Annotated in this window: 14 protein-coding genes; 11 read left to right on the forward strand and 3 right to left on the reverse strand. The window is 45.6% G+C overall.

The features are described 5' to 3' along the window. From MKY75_RS07355 to MKY75_RS07385, 7 genes are all read left to right on the forward strand, one after another. Positions 1-1,479, forward strand: a complete 1,479-nt coding sequence (locus MKY75_RS07355; RefSeq protein WP_029516510.1) for a sensor histidine kinase — start codon at positions 1-3, stop codon at positions 1,477-1,479. 111 nt (positions 1,480-1,590) lie between these two features. Next, the gene (locus MKY75_RS07360; RefSeq protein ID WP_340884836.1) at positions 1,591-2,547 is read left to right on the forward strand and encodes a 4-hydroxy-3-methylbut-2-enyl diphosphate reductase; all 957 of its coding nucleotides are present in this window, start codon (positions 1,591-1,593) and stop codon (positions 2,545-2,547) included. A 261-nt stretch (positions 2,548-2,808) separates the two neighbouring features. Continuing rightward, positions 2,809-3,846, forward strand: coding sequence for a 3-deoxy-7-phosphoheptulonate synthase (gene aroF, locus MKY75_RS07365; protein WP_013309435.1), 1,038 nt, complete (start codon positions 2,809-2,811; stop codon positions 3,844-3,846). 271 nt (positions 3,847-4,117) lie between these two features. Beyond that, a complete protein-coding gene (glnA, locus tag MKY75_RS07370) occupies positions 4,118-5,542 on the forward strand; it encodes a type I glutamate--ammonia ligase (RefSeq protein WP_029516512.1) in 1,425 nt (474 codons plus the stop codon). A gap of 265 nt (positions 5,543-5,807) precedes the next feature. Continuing rightward, entirely contained in the window at positions 5,808-6,899 is a 1,092-nt protein-coding gene (serC, locus tag MKY75_RS07375; RefSeq protein WP_185156330.1) for a 3-phosphoserine/phosphohydroxythreonine transaminase, read from the forward strand. Between the two features lie 239 nt (positions 6,900-7,138). Beyond that, a complete protein-coding gene (gene trmL / locus MKY75_RS07380) occupies positions 7,139-7,603 on the forward strand; it encodes a tRNA (uridine(34)/cytosine(34)/5-carboxymethylaminomethyluridine(34)-2'-O)-methyltransferase TrmL (RefSeq protein ID WP_023987805.1) in 465 nt (154 codons plus the stop codon). A 375-nt stretch (positions 7,604-7,978) separates the two neighbouring features. Continuing rightward, positions 7,979-8,227, forward strand: a complete 249-nt coding sequence (locus MKY75_RS07385) for an AbrB/MazE/SpoVT family DNA-binding domain-containing protein (RefSeq protein WP_013309439.1) — start codon at positions 7,979-7,981, stop codon at positions 8,225-8,227. 98 nt (positions 8,228-8,325) lie between these two features. Here the strand turns inward: MKY75_RS07385 and MKY75_RS07390 are convergent, their stop codons facing one another. Continuing rightward, entirely contained in the window at positions 8,326-9,393 is a 1,068-nt protein-coding gene (locus tag MKY75_RS07390; protein ID WP_340884839.1) for a phosphodiester glycosidase family protein, read from the reverse strand. Beyond that, positions 9,390-9,797 carry a hypothetical protein gene (locus tag MKY75_RS07395; RefSeq protein WP_340884843.1) on the reverse strand — a complete coding sequence of 136 codons (408 nt, stop codon included), beginning with the start codon at positions 9,795-9,797 and terminating at the stop codon, positions 9,390-9,392. The genes MKY75_RS07390 and MKY75_RS07395 overlap by 4 nt, the downstream gene beginning before the upstream one ends. Positions 9,798-10,072: 275 nt before the next feature. Between MKY75_RS07395 and MKY75_RS07400 the strand changes: the two genes are divergently transcribed. Next, entirely contained in the window at positions 10,073-10,729 is a 657-nt protein-coding gene (locus MKY75_RS07400) for a response regulator transcription factor (RefSeq protein WP_029516517.1), read from the forward strand. Positions 10,730-10,779: 50 nt separating this feature from the next. Further along, positions 10,780-12,033: an aminotransferase-like domain-containing protein gene (locus tag MKY75_RS07405; protein WP_165145068.1), complete on the forward strand. Its 1,254-nt coding sequence runs from the start codon at positions 10,780-10,782 to the stop codon at positions 12,031-12,033. Between the two features lie 19 nt (positions 12,034-12,052). Here the strand turns inward: MKY75_RS07405 and MKY75_RS07410 are convergent, their stop codons facing one another. After that, entirely contained in the window at positions 12,053-12,886 is an 834-nt protein-coding gene (locus tag MKY75_RS07410) for a DUF2161 domain-containing phosphodiesterase (protein WP_340884846.1), read from the reverse strand. A 283-nt stretch (positions 12,887-13,169) separates the two neighbouring features. On the opposite strand from MKY75_RS07410, the gene MKY75_RS07415 reads away from it, so the two are divergent. Further along, a complete protein-coding gene (locus tag MKY75_RS07415; protein WP_340884849.1) occupies positions 13,170-15,065 on the forward strand; it encodes a PrkA family serine protein kinase in 1,896 nt (631 codons plus the stop codon). Positions 15,066-15,360: 295 nt separating this feature from the next. Further along, entirely contained in the window at positions 15,361-16,383 is a 1,023-nt protein-coding gene (locus tag MKY75_RS07420) for a globin-coupled sensor protein (RefSeq protein ID WP_340884852.1), read from the forward strand. The last annotated feature ends 37 nt before the right edge of the window (positions 16,384-16,420 follow it).

Genomic DNA, 16,420 nt, shown 5'->3' on the forward strand with positions numbered 1-16,420 from the left:
ATGTCTATTCGGTGGCGGCTGACAGCTTGGTATTCGAGCATCTTGGCTATAGTGCTTGTCATTTTTGGTCTGGCTATTTACGGACTGGTTTATTATTACACATACAATGAAGTAAAAAGTCAGCTTACGACTCAGGCGCCACGGATTAACAAGCAGCTACTGCTTACAATTAAAGGGGGATTATTTGAAGTCCCCAATCTGGATTTGGGTTTAGTGCAAGAACGTGGAATTGATGATTCACAGCTATATGTACAAATTTACAATTATACATCAGGTGTTACCAAAACCACCCAAAACATGAAAGACCTCAATATCACCTTCCCTGTTCCATCTACAGCGACAGGAGCAGTTCAAAATGAGGGAATCCGGCGTGTGAACGTAAATGGGGATACCTTTATGATTTACCAACAGCCCATTAAGTCCGAGGAGTTGGGCTTGGTAGTCGGGTTGCTACAGGTAGGACAATTCACGGGCTCTCAGGATCGACTCATGAACAGGTTGCAAAATGTGCTTGTATATGGTTCGTTGTTTGCATTACTTGCTGCTGCGACTTCAGGTCTCTTTCTGGCTCGCAAGTCTATGAAGCCGCTGGTCAAGGTAATTGAGGGGGCAAATCAGATTCAATCCAGTAATGATTTGAGTGTTCGGATTGAATATGACGGACCACCAGATGAAATTGGACAATTAATCGGGACAGTTAACAACATGCTGGGGCGTACAGAGGTGTTTTACAAGGAGTTGGAAGATGCGTACGGTGCACAGCGCCGTTTTGTGGCTGATGCTTCCCATGAGCTTCGTACGCCGCTAACGACGATCCGTGGCAACGTTGATTTTTTGCTCAAAATGTGGACTACCGAACCAGGAGAGCGACCGAATATGGATGAAGAGATGATTCGTGAGCTTTCTATGGAGGCATTAAATGACATGGCAGATGAAGGCAAACGGATGAGTCGTTTGGTGAGTGATATGTTGTCACTTGCGAGAGCAGACACAGGGAAAACGTTCGATAAGACTCCCGTTGCGCTGGAACCCCTTGTAAGTGAGGTTGCCCGTCGTGCTCAGTTTTTAGAGCGAACGGCCGAATGGAATGTGGGAGATTTTTCGTTGCTGAATGGTATTTATATGGATGGGAGCAAGGATTATTTACAGCAAATGCTATTCATTTTCATTGATAATGCATTCAAATACACACCTGAAGGTACAGTCCGATTTGATGCCATTGTTTATCAAGGACAGGTAGGGCTACGGATCAGTGATACGGGCATTGGAATGGACAAGAGTGAGGTTCCCTTTATTTTTGACCGCTTTTACCGGGCAGATGAGTCGCGCGGGGTGACAGAGGGAATTGGGTTGGGGCTGTCTATTGCCAAGTGGATTATTGATGAACATCACGGGTCTGTGGAAGTGGTTACGCGTCAAGGAGAAGGAACGACATTTGTCATCTGGCTTCCGGTCAGCTTTTCCGCGCCTTTGGAATAGGCTATAATAGGAAGGCAACTACATCATAGAATTGGCCGGTAAAGGCTTGGATGCCCACAGCTACCGAGTTATCGGAGCTGTATACTGTGTCGAAGAAAGCGGGGGCTCATTTTGGAAGTACTCAGAATTTCGCCCCGGGGTTACTGCTACGGCGTAGTCGATGCCATGGTATTGGCTCGTCAGGCAGCCAGAAATCTGGACTTACCCCGGCCTATTTATATATTGGGCATGATCGTGCATAACAGTCATGTCACGAATTCCTTTGAAGACGAAGGGATTATTACACTGGACGGCCCGAACCGTATGGAGATTTTAAGCCAGGTAGAGAGCGGCACTGTTATCTTTACTGCTCATGGCGTATCACCAGAGGTACGCAAGTTGGCACGAGACAAGGGGCTGACTACGGTAGACGCGACTTGCCCTGACGTCACAAAAACGCATGATCTGATTCGGGAGAAGTCTGCCGAAGGCTACCAGATTGTTTATATTGGCAAAAAGAATCATCCAGAGCCGGAGGGAGCTATCGGTATTGCTCCTAACCATGTTCATCTGATTGAAAAGGAAGAAGAGATCGACAGTCTTACGTTGCCAGCTGGCAAAATCCTTATCACGAATCAGACGACCATGAGCCAATGGGACATCAAGCACATTATGAAGAAGCTGCTGGAGAAGTTCCCGGGTGCTGAGATACACAATGAAATCTGTTTGGCGACGCAGGTACGTCAGGAAGCGGTAGCTGAGCAAGCTGGACAGGCGGATCTGGTGATCGTTGTCGGTGATCCGCGCAGTAACAATTCAAACCGATTAGCTCAGGTTTCGGAGGAAATTGCTGGTACAACAGCTTATCGTATTTCTGATGTAACCGAGCTGAAGAGGGAGTGGCTTGAAGGCGTAGCCAAAGTAGCTGTGACTTCTGGGGCTTCAACGCCGACACTGATTACCAAAGAGGTTATTACGTATTTGGAGCAGTATGATGCGGCTAACCCGGATACGTGGGAGATTCAGCGAACCATAGATATGAAAAAACTGCTGCCTCCTGTACGAGAGAAGTCAAAAACAACGAAATAGTATGTGATTGATTACAGCCGTTATTCGGATACAACCATCCGGATAGCGGCTTTTCAATCGTTTAAATTTATAGATATTATCCGGTAGCTTCACTAGGTTTGAATATTGAATAATTCGGGATAATTAAACCTTGACGAGTATAGCTAAAACAGGTATAGTTGCTTTAACGAATAAAAGCTTAAAAGCGAACAAGCGTCTAAGTGTCATAATATCAATCTATTACTGGTTAATAAAATATGTTTCATAGAGAGGAAGAAAAAAATGATCGTTATCGCTGGTGTTCAAACACCTGAAGAGCATATTCAAGCTATTGTTGAAGTTATTGAGAAAGAAGGATTGCAGGCTCATGTATCAAGGGGATCGGATCGCACGATCATCGGATTGATCGGTAGCGTAGAGCCCAAGCTGGCTGAACATCTGCGTCAAATGAAAGGCGTAGAAAATGTGGTTAAAATATCGAAGTCCTACAAATTGGCCAGCCGTGATTTTCATCCGGAAAATACGGTTATCTCCATTAAAGGTGTAAATATCGGTGGGGGCGAACTTGTCATTATGGGTGGACCATGTGCCGTTGAGTCTGCTGCACAGATAGATGAAATTGCCGGATTGGTCAAAGCAGCAGGTGCGCAAGTTCTCCGTGGAGGTGCCTTTAAGCCGCGTACAGGGCCTTACAGCTTCCAGGGAACTGGTGTAGAAGGACTGATCATGATGGCTGAAGCCGGCCAAAAGCACGACCTCTTGACCATCACAGAGGTCATGACACCTGAATACGTAGACATTTGTGCGGAATATGCCGATATCCTGCAAGTAGGTACACGTAATATGCAAAACTTTGATCTGCTGCGCAAGTTGGGAACTTGCGGCAAGCCAGTGTTGCTCAAACGCGGTTTTAGCTCGACTTATGACGAGTTTTTGAATGCTGCCGAGTACATCCTGGCAGGTGGCAATCCGAATGTTATGCTGTGTGAGCGCGGTATCCGCACATTTGAAACCTACACCAGAAATACACTCGATTTGTCCGCGATCCCTGTGCTGCAACAATTGAGCCATTTGCCAGTTATTTCTGATCCTAGCCATGGCACGGGTAGACGTGAATTGGTTGTTCCTATGACGAAGGCTTCGGTTGCTGCCGGAGCGGATGGTTTAATTATTGAGATGCATACAGACCCTGACAACTCGATGACGGGTGACGGCGTACAATCCCTGTTCCCAGATCAATTTTCAGATTTGCTAAAAGATTTGGAAATATTGGCTCCTGCTGTGGGGAAAACATTTCACACGCCTACTACCATTGCTTAAAACCAATGTTTAACATTAATGCATAAAAGTTTTGCTGCAACGCAGTAATGAGATTTAAATTGCCTAAAAGCCCGATGTTTCGGGCTTTTTGTGCTATCCAAATGTTATCAAGGGCGTAAGCATATCTAACATTAGTTTAAAAAATACCTTACATAGCTATTGACCCGTGTCATGTTTGAGATTTATAATGACGACAGAAAAAAACATTCGATCATGAACATTTCAGGGTTGTATAAGACTTAATGTTCGGAAAAATTGGGAGGAAGAAGACATGTCCGTTGAAAACGTATTGAAAACAATTCAGGAAAATAATATTGAGTGGGTAGATTTTCGTTTTGTAGATTTGTCTGGTCGTGCTCACCATATTTCATTGCCAGCTTCCGAAGTAGATGCAGAAACATTTGTTAACGGTGTTGCTTTCGACGGTTCTTCCATTCCCGGCTATCGTGGCATCGAGGAATCCGACATGGTTATGCTGCCCGATGCAGAAGCGGTTTTTATTGACCCTTTCACTCAGCATCCTACACTGAATATTCTGTGTGACATTGCTACGCCAGATGGCGAAAAATACGACCGCGATCCTCGCGGCATTGCAAAAAAAGCTGAGGAATTTCTGCAATCCGCAGGAGTCGGCACAGCAGCATTTTTTGCACCTGAGTCCGAGTTTTTCATCTTTGATGATGTACGCTACGAAAGCGGCATGAATAGCTCCTCCTTCTTCGTAGATTCCGAGGAAGCAGCTTGGAACACGAATCGTAAGGAAGAAGGCGGCAACCTGGGCTTTAAAGTGGGAGTGAAGGGCGGATATGTACCTGTAGCGCCAGTAGACACCCAACAAGATATCCGTAGCGAAATGTGCCGTTTGCTTGAAGAAGCAGGTCTGAGAATTGAGCGCCATCACCATGAGGTAGCTACGGCAGGCCAAGCGGAAATCAACTTCCGTTTTGATACACTCAAGAAAACAGCAGATAACCTGCTCGTTTATAAATACATTGTACACAACACAGCTCGTCAATATGGTAAAGTGGCAACATTCATGCCGAAACCGATTTTTGGGGATAACGGAAGCGGTATGCACGTTCACCAATCTATTTTCGATGGGGACACTCCTTTGTTCTACGAAAAAGGTGGTTATGCTAATCTGAGCGAAATGGCTCTTCATTACATTGGCGGTATTCTGTACCACGCACCTGCGTTGATCGCTTTGACCAACCCAAGCACCAACTCGTTCAAACGTCTCGTTCCTGGCTACGAAGCACCAGTTAACCTGGTATTCTCCAAAGGTAACCGTTCTGCGGCTGTACGTATTCCAGTAGCAGCTGTTACTCCTAAAGGCTGTCGGATCGAGTTCCGTACACCGGACTCCACGGCTAACCCTTACCTTGCCTTCTCAGCAATGCTGATGGCGGGTCTGGATGGCATCAAGCGCAAACTGAACCCAATCGAATTGGGATATGGTCCACTTGACAGCAACATCTACGAGCTGTCTGATGCTGAAAAAGGTAAAATCCGTAGCGTACCTGGTTCATTGGATGAGGCTCTGGACGCTCTGGAAGCTGACTACGAATTCTTGACTGAAGGCGGCGTATTTACGAAGGACTTTATTGATAACTATGTAGAGCTCAAACGTTCTGAAGCTAAATCGGTGAACATCCGTGTTCATCCACACGAATACAGCCTGTATTTTGACTGCTAATAAGTCGATAGCATAGCTGCTTTGAATAAAAAACATTAGCTTACGGGTAACACTTGTTATTCAAAATAGGTCTCCGGTCTTATGCCGGGGACCTTTTAATATTAAAGTGAAAATCACAGAATAAAGATGTTAAATATGTTAACATTCACAACTCTGTCACATCATAAATGAAATTGAAAACATTTTTATACAAGTCTTGAACGCATTTATGAATACTGCTATCATAGCGATAATATCCACACCAGAGTAGAGAAGGGATGGGAATTTGTTGAGTAAGAGAGCCTACAATTTTAATGCAGGACCAGCGGCATTGCCGCTCAAAGTACTGGAACGTGTACAAGCTGAATTCGTAGATTTCCAGGGAACAGGGATGTCGATCATGGAAATGTCACACCGTGGAGCTGTGTATGAATCTGTTCATAATGAGGCGCAGGAACGTCTGTTATCTCTGCTGGGCAATCCACAGGGCTACAAGGTGTTATTCCTACAAGGGGGCGCAAGTACGCAGTTTGCAATGCTACCTTTAAATTTCTTGCGCGAAGGACAGACTGGGAGCTATGTAATGACAGGTAGCTGGTCGGACAAGGCATATAAAGAAGCCAAGCTACTGGGCAAGGCTCATATTGCTGCATCCTCCGCTGATGAGAAGTACATGCGTCTTCCGAATGTGGATTCCTTGGACTTGCCTGAGAATACTGCTTATGTGCATATGACGTCCAACGAAACGATTGAAGGTACACAATTTAAGCAATTTCCGGATACGGGTTCCGTACCATTGATTGTGGACATGTCCAGTGATATTTTTTGCAAGCCTTTTGATGTTACTCAATTTGGATTGATTTATGCTGGCGCACAAAAAAATCTGGGACCTTCTGGTGTGACGGTCGTGATTGCCCGTGAAGAGTTGCTGACTTCCTCACCGGACAATATTCCTACCATGTTGCGTTATAGCACATATGAAAAAAATAACTCTCTCTACAATACCCCCCCATCTTTTGCCATATACATGGTGAATGAAGTGCTGAAATGGATTCAGGAAGAAGGCGGTTTGGAAGGTATTGAGCGTGTGAACCAGCAGAAGGCTGCTTTGCTATACGACCGTATTGACAGTAGCGAAGGCTTCTATCGTGGTTGTGTGGACAGCGCTGATCGCTCTATTATGAATGTAACCTTCCGCCTCGCGAATGAGGAGCTGGAAAAACAATTTATTAAGGAATCCGAACAGGCCGGGTTCATCGGACTGAAGGGACATCGCAGCGTAGGAGGGCTTCGCGCCTCAATCTACAATGCTGTTCCATTGGAGAACTGTCAAGCATTAGCCGAGTTTATGGACGGATTCAAGCAACGTAACAGTTGATTACGTCGACATATATTTCGATACACGATATTTGAAATCGAAAAAGTAAATGTAGAGCCTTCCCTGAATGTGTATAGGGGAAGGCTTTTAGTGGTGTGGGTTGAAATTTTTGTCGTTTGATGTTCATATCTGTCTGATTTTGTTAAAATAGAAGAATGTGTATGTTTTCAATGTATACACTTTGGTTAAACTGTAGGTTATTTGTCTGATGAATTTAATGATGAAGGGAACGAAACGAGATGCCATTACATATTGTGCTTGTCGAGCCGGAAATTCCGGCCAACACAGGGAATATTGCCAGAACGTGTGCTGCAACCGGAACTCATCTGCATTTGGTGAAGCCACTCGGCTTCCGTACCGACGATGCCACGTTAAAACGCGCCGGACTTGATTATTGGTACGCTGTCCACATTGAATATCACGAGTCTTTTGCTGAAGTGCAGGAGAAATATCAGGAAGGTCGCTTTTTTTATGCGACGACCAAAGCAAATCAGCGGTATAGTGATATTGCATTTCAGGATGGAGATTTTTTGGTATTTGGTAAGGAAACGAAAGGCTTGCCTCCTGAATTGTTAGCTGCTAATCCAGATACATGTATCAAGATGCCTATGTCTGATAAAGTAAGATCTCTAAACTTGTCGAATTCCGCTGCAATTATCGTATATGAAGCGCTGAGACAAATGGATTTTCCGGATTTATCATAAAGAGCATCAGGTGAACAAGTATAAATGCGAATAAAGAACCAGGACCTTAGTTGCTAATAAAAGTTTCACTTTTATTGCTCAAAAGTACATGACAGTAGAGCTTAAATCAAGCTTGTATGGTTAAAAACTTGCGAAATTTCTCAACTAGGGCTAATGATAATTGGCTTTCCGGTCGATAAAAATATTATAGACATTCTGTACCATACTTTGATATGGTTCATGATTTTATGAAAAAATGTAATAAAATTTCCTGTGATCAGCAGGATTCGACAAAAAGACAGCGAATACTACATAAAGAATAGTGTCTTTGTACCTAGTTTTTCGCATGGTAAGAAATTGTAAGTTATTACTCAATAGGAGAGGTGTACGATCACGATGAAACCTGCCGGTGTGGTACGTAAAGTTGATCAGCTGGGGAGAATAGTTTTGCCTAAGTCACTGCGTAAAAGATATCAAATGAATGAGGGAGATCCTGTCGAAATTTTGGTTCAGGGTGACCACATTATTTTGGAGCGTTACCGTCCAAAATGTGTATTCTGCGGGTCAGTAGAACAAGTGAACGATTTCAAAGACCGTTATATTTGTGCTCAATGCCTGACAGAAATGACACAGTATTCCTCCTAAATGAGGCAAAAGCATCACGACATTCGTTCGTGATGCTTTTTTTCGGATAGAGACGTACGTCGGCAAGCATATTTAATTTGGTAGCAGACTACACATGACTATTTATAGAACAAAAAATGAGTAGGGACTGGACGCAAATTACCATCTGACGGTTTGTTTACGACTCGACCGTTAAGTATAAGCGACGAGGAACCGCCTCCGTCCAAATTATAGGCATCTTGAACACCTAGATTGTACATTTTTCCTTGCAGTTCTTCGAGCGTCGCGCCCGAACCCCCGCTTTCATTGTAGCCGTCTACGACAATAATGAGCAACTGATCATCTTTATAGTTGCCAATGACCGTACGTGGGGCCCGCTTGGGGGAGACTTTCCATTTGTCAGGAATAGGCATTTTTTGTCCCCTTTGCAGCAGGACGGGAACGAAGGTAGCCCCAAAGGTAGGCTTTAAGCTGTCAAGTGCACCTTGACTGTAAAATTTGCCACCGATAAGCTTGCCATCGTTACTCAATCCGACGAAGGATAAATCCCTAAAACTGGACTGAAAGCCAGTAAGGTAGTGGCCATTCAAGACAGTAGTGCTTAATGGATAGCGTTTGCCGTCTCCATCCGCAAAGCCGCCTGCATTGATGCCTGCAATAGCTCCGTGTCTCAAGACTGCACGCATGGTGGTTTCGGAGCCACCCAATTTGTCACTTCCCAAAGACATTTTCATAGCAGTAGGATCTTTAAGTTTGACCTTCATAGCGTAGCCATGATAAATTCCCGGGTTTACCTTAAACAATTCAATGGTAATCCGGTTGCTATCTACCCGCTCATAGGGAACTCCCAGTTTGGCGGTGATGCGTCGATCATAGATGACCGCGGGCCGCTTGGACTGCGTAGAGGCAGTCACGACAAGCTGATTCATCGTTTGGGTCGTTTGCTTGTAGAGCTCAGAAGTCCGGCGAATTGTAGATAAGGTGTACGTTGCCGTTTGCTTGGCTTCATCAAGCTGCTTGCCTACTGATTGCGTTTGTAGAGTGACTTCAGCTTTTTGCAGACTTGAAGAAGTAGACCCAGGAAAGCTCAATGAGGGATGCACTAACAAAATACACCCCAACAAACCGATAAAAGGAGCAAGGGCCAACATAAAGAACCGGTTCACTTGTTTTGCGTCTACATTCATTTTAGCAAGTCCATTTTTTTCTGAAGTGTATTAAGTTGCTGCTTAACTTCGTTTAATTGGGTATACAATTTATTGCTGTTATCGGTCTTATTGTTTGCATTATCCTTCGTAAAGGTCAGTAGTTCATTGAAGGACTGGACTTTGCCTTGCAATCCGCTAACTTCCTTGGAAAGAGCAGTCAGTTGCTTTTCATAGTCAGAATTGAGTGCTTGAATCTGTTGGTCTGTATGGGTTTGCATCTCGTTTAGCATTTGCTGCTTCAAGTGATTGCTATACAGATAGGTTGCTAGAGCACCTAGTATAATAAGAATGAACCAAAATAGCAGAAAAGCCTTTATGGGTAACCCCTTTCTTGAATTGCTCCGCCGAGCTTCGGCAGAAGGACGTTCAGGTGAAGCTTGCATACGATTTTCAACTCCCGTGTAAAGTCAAATTTCCAGTCTTTATTTGCAGTTCCAATTCTATCATGGGCCTATTTATTTCGCAAAAGCGAAATAGTCGTATAAAAATATTGGAAAAAGAGATTGCATCGGAAGGAAGTCCTAGGATACAATTTCCTTAAACGTTTTTCGCTTCCTATACGTTCACATTCGCGCAATTTCTACATATGCAATCACCAATTTTAGGATTATTCTCGCTATTAACTATGTATTTTTTTGTAAAATCAGGAGGTTTAGATATGAGAAAAGTATGGCAGGTGGTCATCATAGATATCCATCCTACAAGTATGCTGGGAACAAAGCTTATTTTGGAAGACCAGCAGGATTTGCTTGTCAGAGGGATGTCTTCCTCCGGAACGGAAGGCTTGGAGCTAGCTTGCTCCATTCGACCAGAAATCGTTTTAATGGACTACAGGTTGCCTGAGGGAACGGCGGAACCATTTTTGACACAAATGCGGGCCTTGTCTCCGGACAGCCATATTGTTATTATGACGGATGAGGATAATATTACTTTGTTTCAGCAGCTAATTTCGCTCGGAGCAAATGGAATGTTATCCAAACAGGCATCACCGAGCCAGTTAATCCATCTGATCAACGGTTTACGCGAAGGATTTGCTTCCTTGCCGATGGATTGGATTCGGTATGGTAACTGGCCCTTTATGCCATTAATGGCATCCGAGCCTTTTGACGAATTGACACAAACCGAAGTGTTTATTATGGAACGGATTGTACAAGGAATTACATATGACAAAATTGCTATCGAGATCGAAGTTAGCCGGCGTTCCATTGATAATTATCTACGTAAAATTTATGCAAAATTAGGCGTGTCCAGCCGGGCGCAGGCGATTGAACGTTATGCCTTATATGCGCGTCAGAGGAAGCAGCTATATGCCTGATGCGTCAGCCCGGAGATCATGACCTATTTTTCAGGAGAAGGAGGATGTTCATGCAATATTCCTTTGCTTCACGAACGGCTGCGATGTTGGCTTCTCCAGTGCGTCATATCCGGGAAAATGCGAGAAGACACTCCTTTATATCTCTGGCTGAAGAATTGCCTGCACAAGAGCTGTTTCCGGTGAAGTTGCTGGAAGAAGCGGCCCATGATGTGTTTGGCTCCGGCCCTGATGCCCTCCAGTATGGTGAACCGGAGGGCTATTTCCCTTTGCGAGCATGGCTTGCGGGTGAGTGGGAACAGCGTAAAGGAGTAAGAGTACCACCAGGTCAAATCCTTCTCACGACAGGCAGTCAGCAGGCCATTGACCTGATCATAAGGCTGATGGTGGATGAGCGTGATCCGGTATTGGTCGAAAATCCTACATCTCCTGGATGTTTACAAGTACTATCTATGCAGGGTGCACAGATCGTTCCTGTAGAATCAGATGGGGAAGGTGTCATTCCTGATAAGCTTGAAGCTTTAATGATCCGTTATCGACCCAAGCTTTTTTTTGCCACGCCAACGTTTACGAACCCCACGGGCTCCTTGTGGAGCGCGGCAAGGCGGCAGGAAATTTTGGACCTGTGTAGGCATCATGAGGTACTGGTAGTTGAGGACGATTCTTATGGTGAATTGCATTTGAAGCAAAAAAATGAGTCCCATGACAAGAGTCCGCATGGTCAGAGTCGAAAATTCGCAGAGACTTACCCCTCACTATTTGCGCTGGATCATGCGGGTCAGGGCGGTCAAGTGCTCTATATCGGTTCGTTCAATAAAACCGTTGCTCCTGCGCTGAGAACGGGTTGGGCTGCTGGTCCTGCGCCGCTGATTGAAGGAATGTACGCCTTGAAGCAGTTGGCTGATATGCAATCCAGTACGATGAACCAACGGCTGCTGTTCCAATTGCTGACCAGCTCGCGTTTTCAATGGCACGAGCACTTAGCGATGCTGAACAAGGAATATTCGACTCGACTTCAATTAATCTTGGAGTTGCTCAAGCGTCCGTTTTGGAAAGACGTGACGTATCATATTCCGTCCGGTGGCATGTATGTATGGGTGCAGCTGCCCGAGGGGCTGGACAGCGCATTGCTGCTAAAGGCGGCGTTACCCAAAGGCGTAGCCTTTATGCCAGGTGCGCTATGTGCGGTTGGTAGTGAAGGCGCGTCCCATATTCGCCTCAATTTCAGCCATCCGGGCCGTGAGCAATTGCTTATGGGCATGAATCTGATCGGTGAGACGATTAGTGAATTTACTGCGCGGAGCTAGCAAAAACCATCGCCCCATGTCAGTCATCCACCGTTTCCGCAGCAACGGTGGAGTAAGTGATTGGCGCTTCCGCAATCTGGCGCTGTCCACTGTCCTCGTCAAGCTCTGCGTCCATTCCAGCGGCTGTTTTAATGCCATGTTCTTGCAGTACTGCCGCATACTCGTCCAAGGCAGCTTCGCCAAACGGAGTCAGTCGATAGCGGCCGCGGGATACGCGCTCAAACCAGCCGTAGTAGTTATGCTGAAGCACGGCAGCAGCTGTGCTGACGGCTGCTATGCGAGCGAGCTGCGCCGGAGCGGCTTCCCCCAAGCTCTGCAAGGCTGCCGCTACGCGCAGCGCTTTTTCCCGATAGGCAGTGACCAGCTTGCGTCGGGTGCTGCCGCCAGTATTGTGGTCACCGCTGCGTGCGTGAAATTCCCTCAGTAACTTTTCCTTGCGCGAGCCCGGGCGTACCGCTGCTGCATTGCGGGCATTGTCGCTAGGTACCGCAGGCTTACACAGTACTTCAACGAGCGGCGGCTTCGTTTTGAAATGGGTGACGGTAAGCAAGCCAAGTCCTAACTGGCGGCACAGTCCGACCAGCTCGTTCCAGCGCTGATTCACGGCCCCTTTTTTGGCACGATTCCGTTCTACAGCCACATATACATTGCTGCTTAGTTTCAAACGCTGCATGCCTTGCAGCACAAGCGCCAGGTTAAACGTCTTTTTGATCTCCACAATCAGTGGTGTCTGTTGCCCTGGCTTGATACCCACCAAATCGCAGTTGCGCACCTCTCCTCTGACTTCATATCCCAAGTTCTCAAAAAAGGCTTTCACCGGAGCGTATAGCTCCGTCTCATGCCGAACCGCCATGACTTCTTCCGCTCCTTTATCCCATTATTCCGAGCTTATATTGTACCATAATGCGTCAGGTCCGCGTCGTTGTTGTATATTTTAGCACAGTGTATCCCTTGGTTTTTTCGATAAAGCAGAGAGACCTGTCACAAAAAATAGGTCAATTCTGAAATCAATCTGCATAGGTATGTATTACACTTTTTTTAAGGGGATTGCATCATATCCTGAAAGGCGTGACGAGTGTAGCCATAATCATCCGGAGTGGAGGATAGTCATTACGCAGTCATGGGAGGAACCGAGCATGAATATTTTTGAACGCGTTGCGGAGTACCGGGCGGAAAACAACCGTCTGGCCTGGAGCGGCACTTTTAGAGAGTATATTGAGATACTCAAGAAAGACCCGACGCCGGCGATGACAGCTCATGCACGGGTTTACAAGATGATTGAATCTTTTGGTGTAGAAGAGGTTGGGGGACATAAGCGATATAAATTTTTTGAGCAGGAGATCTTTGGACTGGATCGAGCGCTGGAAAAGTTGGTGGAAGAATATTTCCATTCCTCAGCCAGGCGACTCGATGTGCGCAAGCGTATCCTTCTTTTGATGGGACCCGTCAGTGGGGGGAAATCGACACTGGTCACGTTGCTAAAGCGTGGCCTGGAGAAATTTTCGAGAACGGATCAGGGAGCCGTATACGCGGTTGAAGGCTGCCCGATGCATGAGGACCCGCTTCATCTGATTCCCCATGAGCTGCGTCCCGATTTTGAAAAGGAGCTGGGTGTACGGATTGAAGGTAATCTCTGCCCATCCTGCCAGATGAGATTGCGCACAGAATTTGATGGCGATATTGAAAAGGTCCGCGTGGAGCGGGTGTTTATATCGGAAGAAAACCGGATTGGTATTGGTACGTTCAGCCCTTCTGATCCGAAGTCACAGGATATTGCTGATTTGACGGGGAGCATCGACTTTTCCACGATTACGGAGTATGGTTCGGAATCCGACCCGCGTGCGTATCGGTTTGACGGAGAATTGAACAAAGCAAATCGTGGACTGATGGAGTTTCAGGAAATGCTGAAATGCGATGAGAAGTTTTTGTGGAATTTGCTTTCTCTGACCCAAGAGGGGAATTTCAAGGCCGGGCGGTTTGCGCTCATCAGTGCAGATGAGATGATCGTGGCTCACACCAATGAATCCGAGTATAAAAGTTTCATTGCAAACAAAAAGAACGAGGCATTGCAATCAAGGATGATTGTAATGCCGATTCCTTATAACCTGAAGGTGTCTGAAGAAGAAAAGATTTACGCCAAGCTCATTAAACAAAGTGATATGAGACATATCCACATTGCGCCTCATGCGCTGCGTACGGCTGCCATTTTCTCCGTACTTACCCGCTTGAAGGAGACGAAGAAACAGGGGATGGATCTGGTCAAAAAGATGCGCATGTATGACGGTGAAGAGGTCGAAGGATACAAGGAAGCCGATCTGAAAGAAATGCAAAGTGAGTTTCTGGAGGAAGGTATGTCCGGGGTAGACCCGCGGTACGTCATTAATCGCATTTCTAGTGCATTGATTAAGCAAAATGTGGAATCCATCAATGCCCTGGACATTTTACGAGCAATCAAGGATGGTCTGGATCAACATGCCTCCATCACAAAGGAAGAACGGGAGCGCTATCTGAATTTCATTTCCGTGGCTCGTAAGGAGTATGACGAATTGGCGAAAAAAGAAGTGCAGAAGGCCTTTGTGTACTCTTTCGAGGAATCAGCCAAGACGCTGTTCGACAACTATTTGGATAACATCGAAGCTTTTTGCAATTGGGCGAAAATTCGCGATCCGCTTACAGATGAGGAACTCGACCCGGATGAGCGGCTCATGCGCTCTATTGAGGAGCAAATCGGGGTATCGGAAAATGCGAAAAAGGCATTCCGTGAAGAAATATTAATCCGTATTTCTGCGTATTCTCGCAAGGGACGGAAGTTTGAGTATCATCATCATGATCGGCTGCGAGAAGCCATTGAGAAGAAGCTGTTCGCCGATTTGAAGGATATTGTGAAGATTACGACTTCAACCAAAACGCCTGACGCTAATCAGCTCAAACGGATGAATGAGGTGATTAAACGACTGATTGAGGAGCATGGCTACACAGGAGCCAGCGCTAACGATCTGTTAAGGTATGTAGGTAGCCTCCTGAATCGGTAAGACGAAATAATAAATAAGTACAGCATGGTGAAACTATGGATTGATCTGGATGGTGTCATACGGTTGTGAGGTATCCGATGAACGTGTTTCCTAGCGGGAATTCGGCAAGCACAGGGGATTTCAGGTGCTGCCGAATTCTTTTTTTGTATCATTAAGCAGTTGAGTTTATATATTTTTTTCTGAAATTGCTATGAAAAAAATCATAATTAATCTTCTGCTTTTTTAACATTTTCTAAAAAGTTGCCGATAAATATGGTAATGTAAAATCTATGTAAACTATTATTTGGAGGAACTTATGATTCATGTCGCGGAGAGTAGATTAAAACAGATACAATATATTGGTATTACTGATGATGATTTGGCTTTATTGCATCATTATCAGGGACTATTCCAATCTATTGTGAATAAGGTGGTAGATCGGTTTTATGAGCATGTAGAAAAGGTTCCGCATCTCATGTCGATTATTTCCAAATGGTCGAATATTGAACGACTAAAACAAACACAACGTGAATACTGGCTTTCTCTCGCAGATGGAAAAATAGATGATCAGTTTATCGAACACCGTCTTTTTGTGGGGCAGGTACATTCCCGAATCGGATTGTCTTCCGATTATTATTTGGGCACGTACATTGCTTATCTTGATATTGCAGTCGACATTTTAAAGCGTTCGGGGATAGAGGACTGGTTTTCTATTGTGCATGCTCTTTCCAAAATGTTCAACCTGGATTCCCAGCTTGTACTGGAAGCTTATCAGGAAAAGGAAAAGGAACAAATTAACGAGCTGGCCGACGAACAAACGCAGGTGCTGACCGTTGTGTCCCGAATTGCGCAAAATTTGACCGGAATGATTGCTGAGCTTAGGGAAAATACGGATAATATCGCGGAGAGTGCCTGCAACACTGCTTCTTCGCAGGAACATACAGAGAAATTGGTACAGCATTTGAGTGACGAGATTAAGCATATTGAGCAGATGAGCGGTACGATCCGGGAACTGTCCGATCAGACTCATCTGCTGGGACTGAATGCGGCGATTGAGGCTGCCCATGCGCAGGAAGCAGGGCGCGGGTTTCAAATTGTGGCACAGGAGGTGCGAAAGCTTGCATCTAATTCGAAGCAAGCACAGGAGCAAATTCAGCGCAAGGTGCTGGATATTGCCCGTATGCTTGACAGTGTGCAATCCGAAACCGCTGCAACAACAGCCAGTGCCCGGCAACAGGCCTCCAGCTCAGAGGAATTGGCTTCGTTCACAAAGCTGATCGAAAACATGGTGAAGGAATTGGAAATGCTGCAACATTCCTCGGAAATGCTAAAGGTGTAAGATGTGGCTTGAAGGCTATCCTTACGTTGGAGGCTTC

It is taken from the genome of Paenibacillus sp. FSL L8-0663, assembly GCF_038008125.1.
Lineage (GTDB): Bacteria > Bacillota > Bacilli > Paenibacillales > Paenibacillaceae > Paenibacillus > Paenibacillus polymyxa_D.